General features: G+C 71.9%; 1 protein-coding gene. It reads right to left on the reverse strand.

Annotated elements, in window-relative coordinates; translation table 11 throughout:
• On the reverse strand, nucleotides 1–6401 hold a 6401-nt coding region (locus ATM97_RS00170), incomplete at both ends, for a non-ribosomal peptide synthetase (protein WP_218715853.1).

The following is a 6401-nucleotide window of genomic DNA, read 5'->3' on the forward strand; positions in this document are numbered from 1 at the left end:
ACCGACACGTCGAACGTGGCCGGAGTCTTCTGCAACACCACATCGTCGCCGGTCAGACCGTAAGCCGCCTGCATCCACACCAGACGGTTGACGATCGCGCCGTGGCTGACCGCCACACCCTTCGGACGACCCGTCGAACCCGACGTGAAGATCACATACGCGGTATTGGACGGACGCAGCGGGGCGAGGCGCTCGGCATCGGTGACCGGCGCCGCGGAGTACCCCGACAGGTCCAGGCTCTCGATCCGCAGCGCGACCGTCGAGCCCGCGTCGACGTCGTCCGCGGCCGTGGTCAACACGCAGATCGGCGCGGCGGTCTCGAGCACGTAGTGGGTGCGCTCGGCCGGGTGGTCGGGGTCCAGCGGCACGTACGCGCCACCGGCCACGCTCACCGCGTACATGCCGATCACCAGGTCGAGCGAGCGGCGCATGCCGAGCGCGACCATGGTGTCCGGGCCGACGCCCTGGGCGATGAGATGCCGGGCCAGGCGGTTCACCTTCGCGGCGAACTCGCCGTAGGACAGACTCGTCCCCTCGAAGGTGAGGGCGGTCGCGTTCGGGCTGGTCAGCGCCTGGGCCTCGAACATCGACACCAGCGTGGCGGCCGGGTCGATCGGGTGCGCGGTGGCGTTCCAGTCGGTGACGACCTGGCGGTATTCGGCCGGAGCCAGCAGCTCGACCTCGCCGATGGCGCGATCCGGCGTCGCGACGACGGCGGTCAGCATCCGCACCAGGCGCTGCGCGAGCGCGGCGATGGTGTCGGCGTCGAACATGTCGGTGGCGTAGGCGAATTCGGCGGTCATGCCGTCGGCGGAACCGTCTTCGCGATGCCGGTCGGCCAGGTTCAGGTGCAGATCGAACTTGGCGGTGACCACGTCCAGCGGCACCCCGGCGACCTCGAGGCCGGGCAGCTCGAAGGCCGCCTCGCCGGTGTTCTGGAACGACAGCATCACCTGGAACAGCGGGTGCCGGGCCTGCGAGCGGGCCGGGTTGAGGATCTCCACCAGGCGCTCGAACGGCAGGTCGGCGTGGCCGAAGGCGGCCAGGTCGCTCTCCCTGGTCTGCGCGAGCAGGGCGGTGAACGGCTGGGCCGGGTCGACCGCGCTGCGCAGGACCAGCGTGTTGACGAACATGCCGATCGCGTCGTCGAGGACCGCTTCACCACGGCCCGCGACGGCGGTGCCGATGGCGATGTCGTCACTGCCGGACAGGCGGGCCAGCAGCGCCGCGAAGGCGGCGTGCACGACCATGAAGAGGCTGGCGCCGTGCTCGCGGGCCAGCGCGTTCAGGCTCGCCGCCAGTGCCGGGTCGATCGAGAACTCGTGCACGCCACCGCGGTTGGACGCCACGGCCGGACGCGGCCGGTCGGCGGGCAGGTCGAGCTGATCGGGCAGGCCGGCCAGGTGCTCGGACCAGTAGGCGACCTGCTGCGCGATCATCGACGTCGCGTCGTCCTCGGCGCCGAGGGTCTCGCGCTGCCACAGCGCGAAGTCGGCGTACTGCACCGGCAGCGGCGCCCAGCCCGGCGCCTCACCGCGCGAGCGCGCGGCGTAGGCGATCATCACGTCGCGGGCCAGCGGGCGCACCGACCAGCCGTCACCGGAGATGTGGTGCACGACGAACACGAGCACGTGGGTGTCGGGATGCGAACCGTCCATCGAACCGGCGACGCGCAGCAGCGCGGCACGCACCGGCACCTCGGCGGTCACATCGAACCCGGCGAGCACCAGTTCGCTGATCCGGTCGCGGATCTCGTCCTCGCCGACCGTGATCGGGCTCAGCGAGATCGGCACCTGGCCCGCGGGCAGCACGACCTGCACGCCCTGGCCCTCGGCGGTCTCGGGGTAGACGGTGCGCAGCACCTCGTGCCGGTCGACCACGTCGGCGACGGCCTGGCGCAGGGCGTCGATGTCGAGGTCGCCGGTCAGGCGGACGGCGAGCGGGATGTTGTTGACCCCGGTCGCGTTGTCGAAGCGGTTGAGGAACCACATGCGCTGCTGGGCCAGCGAGAGCGGGATCTGCTCCGGGCGCGCTCCGGCGACGAGCTCGCGACGACTGCCGCTACCCGCGTGCGATTCCACCTTGGCGGCCAGCGCGGCGACCGACGGCGCCTCGAACAGCACGCGCACGGGAACGCGGGTGTCGAGGGCGGCGCCGAGGCGGGCGACCACCTGGGTGGCGATCAGCGAGTTGCCGCCCAGGTCGAAGAAGTCGTCGTCGAGGCCGACGGCGCGGTCCCCGGACAGGCCGAGCACTTCGGCGAAGGTCGCGGCGACGATCTCCTCGATCGGCGTACTCGGCGCACGGAACTCCCGCGCCTCGAACACCGGGTCGGGCAGGGCGCGCCGGTCCAGCTTGCCGTTGGCGCTCAGCGGCATCTCGTCGAGCGCGACGAACGCGGCGGGGACCATGTAGGACGGCAGCTGCGCGGCCAGCTGCGTACGCAGCGTGTCGATCTCGACGGCCGCGCCCGCGGAAGGCACCACGTAGCCGACGAGCTGGTCGCCGGTGCGGGCGTCCGAGCGCACGACCACGACGGCCTGCGCGACGGTCTCGTGCGCGGTGAGCGCGGCCTCGATCTCGCCGAGCTCGATGCGCAGACCGCGCAGCTTGACCTGGAAGTCGGTGCGGCCGAGGTAGGTGATGACACCGTGCTCGTCGCGCCGCACGAGGTCACCGGTGCGGTACATGCGGGCGCCGTCCTCGCCGAACGGGTCGGCGACGAAGCGGTCGGCGGTCAGATCGGCGCGACCGAAGTAGCCGCGCGCCAGCTGCGCGCCGGCCAGGTACAGCTCACCGGCGACCCCGGCAGCGACCGGGTGCAGACGGGAATCCAGCACGTAGGCCCGCGAATTCCAGACCGGTGCGCCGATCGGGACGGCACCGTCGACCTGGTCGGCGACCGGGCCGTGCGTCGCGTGGACGGTGAACTCGGTCGGACCGTACAGGTTGAACAGGGCCGCGTCGCTCACCTTGCGCAGCGCGGCGACGGCGTCGCCGGTGAAGGCCTCACCGGCGATCAGCAGGGCGCGCAGCGAGGACAGAGCTCCGCCCTCGGCATCGATGCTGCCCGCGAAAACAGTCAGCATCGACGGCACGAACGAGGTCATCGTGACACGCTGCGCCGCGATGACATCGGCGAGGTACTGCGGGTCGCGGTGGCCGTCGGGGCTCGCCACGACGATCCGGCCGCCGGTGCTGAGCGGGCCGAACAGCTCCCACACCGAGACGTCGAAGGTGGCCGGGGTCTTGAACAGCACCACGTCGTCGGCGCCGATGCCGTATTCGCCGGTGATCCAGCGGATCTGGTTGACGACGGCGGCGTGCGGCACGGCGACGCCCTTCGGGCGACCGGTCGACCCGGAGGTGAAGATGACGTAGGCCGGGTGCTGAGGACGCAGCGGCGCGATCCGCTCGGCGTCGGTGACCGGAGCGTCGGAGTAGGCCGCCACCTCGAGGGTGTCGACGGCCAGCGTCGGCAGCTCACCCGCGTCGAAACCGTCGCGCGCCGTGGTGAGGACGACCACCGGGGCGGCGGTCTCCAGCACGTAGGCGATGCGGTCGGCGGGCTGGTCGAGGTCGAGCGGCACGTAGCCACCGCCGGCTTCCTGCACGGCGTAGGCCGCGACGACCAGGTCGACGCCGCGGCGCAGGCCGAGCGCGACCAGGGTCTCCGGGCCGACGCCCGCCTCGATCAGGCGATGCGCCAAACGGTGCACGCGCGCGGCGAATTCGGCGTAGGTCAGCGTCGCACCGGAGGCCGGGTCGACGATCGCGACCGCGTCCGGGGTGGCGGCGGCCTGGCGGGCGAACTCGTCGACCAGGGTGCCCGCGCCGGGCAGCGCGCGCTCGGTGTCGTTCCAGCCGAGCACGGCCAGCGCGTTCTCGGTGTCGTCGAGCAGTTCGAGATCGCCGACGGCCCGGTCCGGCGCCGCCGCGATCGCGGCCAGCAGGCGGGCGAAGCGGGTGCCGAAGCGATCCATGGTGGCCGCGTCGAACAGGTCGGTGGCGTAGATCAGCTCGGCGACGATGCCGGACGGAGACTCCGCGGGCTTCTCGGTGAGCACCACGTTCAGGTCGAACTTGGCCACGTCGATCGGCAGCTCGACGCCGCTGACGGTCAGGCCGGGCAGTTCCAGGCTGGTCTGGCCGGTGTTCTGGAAGGCCAGCATGACCTGGAACAGCGGGTGGCGGGCCTGCGAGCGGGCCGGGTTGATGATCTCGACCAGCCGCTCGAACGGCAGGTCGGCGTGGCCGAAGGCGGCGATGTCGGCCGCGCGGACCTCGCCGAGCAGGTCGGTGAAGCTCGCGTCGCCGTCGACCTCGGTGCGCAGCACCAGGGTGTTGACGAACATGCCGATCAGGTCGTCGAGGGCACGCTCGCCACGACCGGCGATCGGGGTGCCGATGGCGATGTCGTTCTCGCCGGACAGGCGCGAGAGCAGCAGCGCCAGCGCCGCGTGGGCGACCATGAACAGCGTCGCGCCACGGCTGCGGGCCAGCTCGGCCAGTGCCGCATGGGTGTCGGCGTCGATCTCGAAGGTGTGGGTGGCGCCACGACCGCTGGCGACCGCGGGACGCGGCCGGTCGGCGGGCAGGTCCAGCTGCTCGGGCAGGCCGCGCAACCGCTGACCCCAGAACGAGATCTGCTGGGAGATCACGGACTTGGCGTCGTCCTCGTCGCCGAGCACGGCGCGCTGCCACAGGGCGAAGTCGGCGTACTGGACCTCGAGCGGACGCCAGGCGGGCTCGGCGCCTTCGACGCGGGCGCTGTAGGCGGTCATCACGTCGCGAGTCAGCGGGCCCATGGAGAAGCCGTCGGCCGAGATGTGGTGCACGACCAGGGCGAGCACGTGTTCGGTCGGGCTGATCTCGAACAGGGCGGCCCGGAACGGCACCTCGGCGGTGACGTCGAACGCGGTGAGCACCAGCTCCGAGAGGCGCTGCGGCAGTTCGGCACCGGTGGTCTCGATCGGCGCGAGGTCGGGGATGACCTTGCCGGTCGGCACGATCACCTGGTGGGCCGCGCCGGCGACCTCCGGGTAGTAGGTGCGCAGCGACTCGTGACGGGCGAGCACGTCGGCCACGGCCACCTGCAGCGCCTGCCGGTCGAGCAGGCCCGACAGCCGCACGGCGGCCGGGATGTTGTCGACCGCGGACTCGGGGTCGAAGCGGTTGAGGAACCACATGCGCTGCTGGGCCAGCGACAGCGGCACCCGCTCGGGGCGCAGCTGCGGGACCAGCGCGGCGCGACGGTCCGTACCGGAGTGCGTCTCGGCGCGCGCGGCCAACCCGGCGACGGTGGAGGCCTCGAACAGTTCGCGCACGCCGATGTCGGTCTCCAGCGCGGCCGAGAGGCGAGCGGCGACCTGGGTCGCGGTCAGCGAGTTGCCGCCGAGGGCGAAGAAGTCGTCGTCGAGGCCGACCCGCTCCAGGCCCAGCACATCGGCGAAGGTGGCGGCGACGATCTCCTCGACCGGCGTGGTCGGGGCGCGGAACACCGCGGCCTCGAACACCGGCGCGGGCAGCGCCTTGCGGTCGAGCTTGCCGGAGGCGTTGAGCGGGAACTCGTCGAGGACGATGATGACCGCGGGCACCATGTAGGCGGGCAGGTTGGTGCCCAGTTCCTCGCGGGCGTCCTCGATGTCGACGGTGCGGCCCGGCGCGGCGATGACGTAGGCCACCAGCTGATCGCCGGTGTGCTGATCACCGCGGACCACGACCACCGACTGGGCGACCTCGTCGAGCGCGGTCAGCGCCGACTCGATCTCACCCAGCTCGATGCGCAGACCACGCAGCTTCACCTGGAAGTCGGTGCGGCCCAGGTACTCCAGCTCGCCGTGCTCGGTCCAGGCGACGAGGTCGCCGGTGCGGTACATGCGAGCGCCGTCGTCCTCGAAGGGATTGGCGACGAAGCGGTCGGCGGTCAGGTCCGGCCGCGCGACATAGCCGCGCGCCAGCTGGGTGCCCGCCAGGTACAGCTCACCCGCGACACCGACCGGGACCGGGCGCAGGCGCGCGTCCAGCACGTAGACCTCGGTGTTGAACACCGGCGCGCCGATCGGCACGGTGTCGGTATCGGTGTCGACGACCTTGTGGAAGGTGACGTCGACCGCGGCCTCGGTGGGGCCGTACAGGTTGTGCAGGGCCGCACCGGTGAGCTCGCGCAGACGATGCGCGGGCTTGGGCGGCAGCGCCTCGCCGGAGGCGAACACCATCCGCAGCGACGCGCAGCGCGCGGCCGCGGCGTCGGCGACGAAGACCGCGAGCATCGACGGCACGAAGTGGGTGACCGTCACACCCTCGGCAGCGATGATCTCGGCCAGGTACGCCGGATCACGATGACCATCCGGCTTCGCGACGACCAAACGCGCACCGATCTGCAAGGGCCAGAAGAACTC

The sequence above is a fragment of the Nocardia sp. MH4 genome (assembly GCF_019266065.1).
Lineage (GTDB): Bacteria > Actinomycetota > Actinomycetes > Mycobacteriales > Mycobacteriaceae > Nocardia > Nocardia canadensis.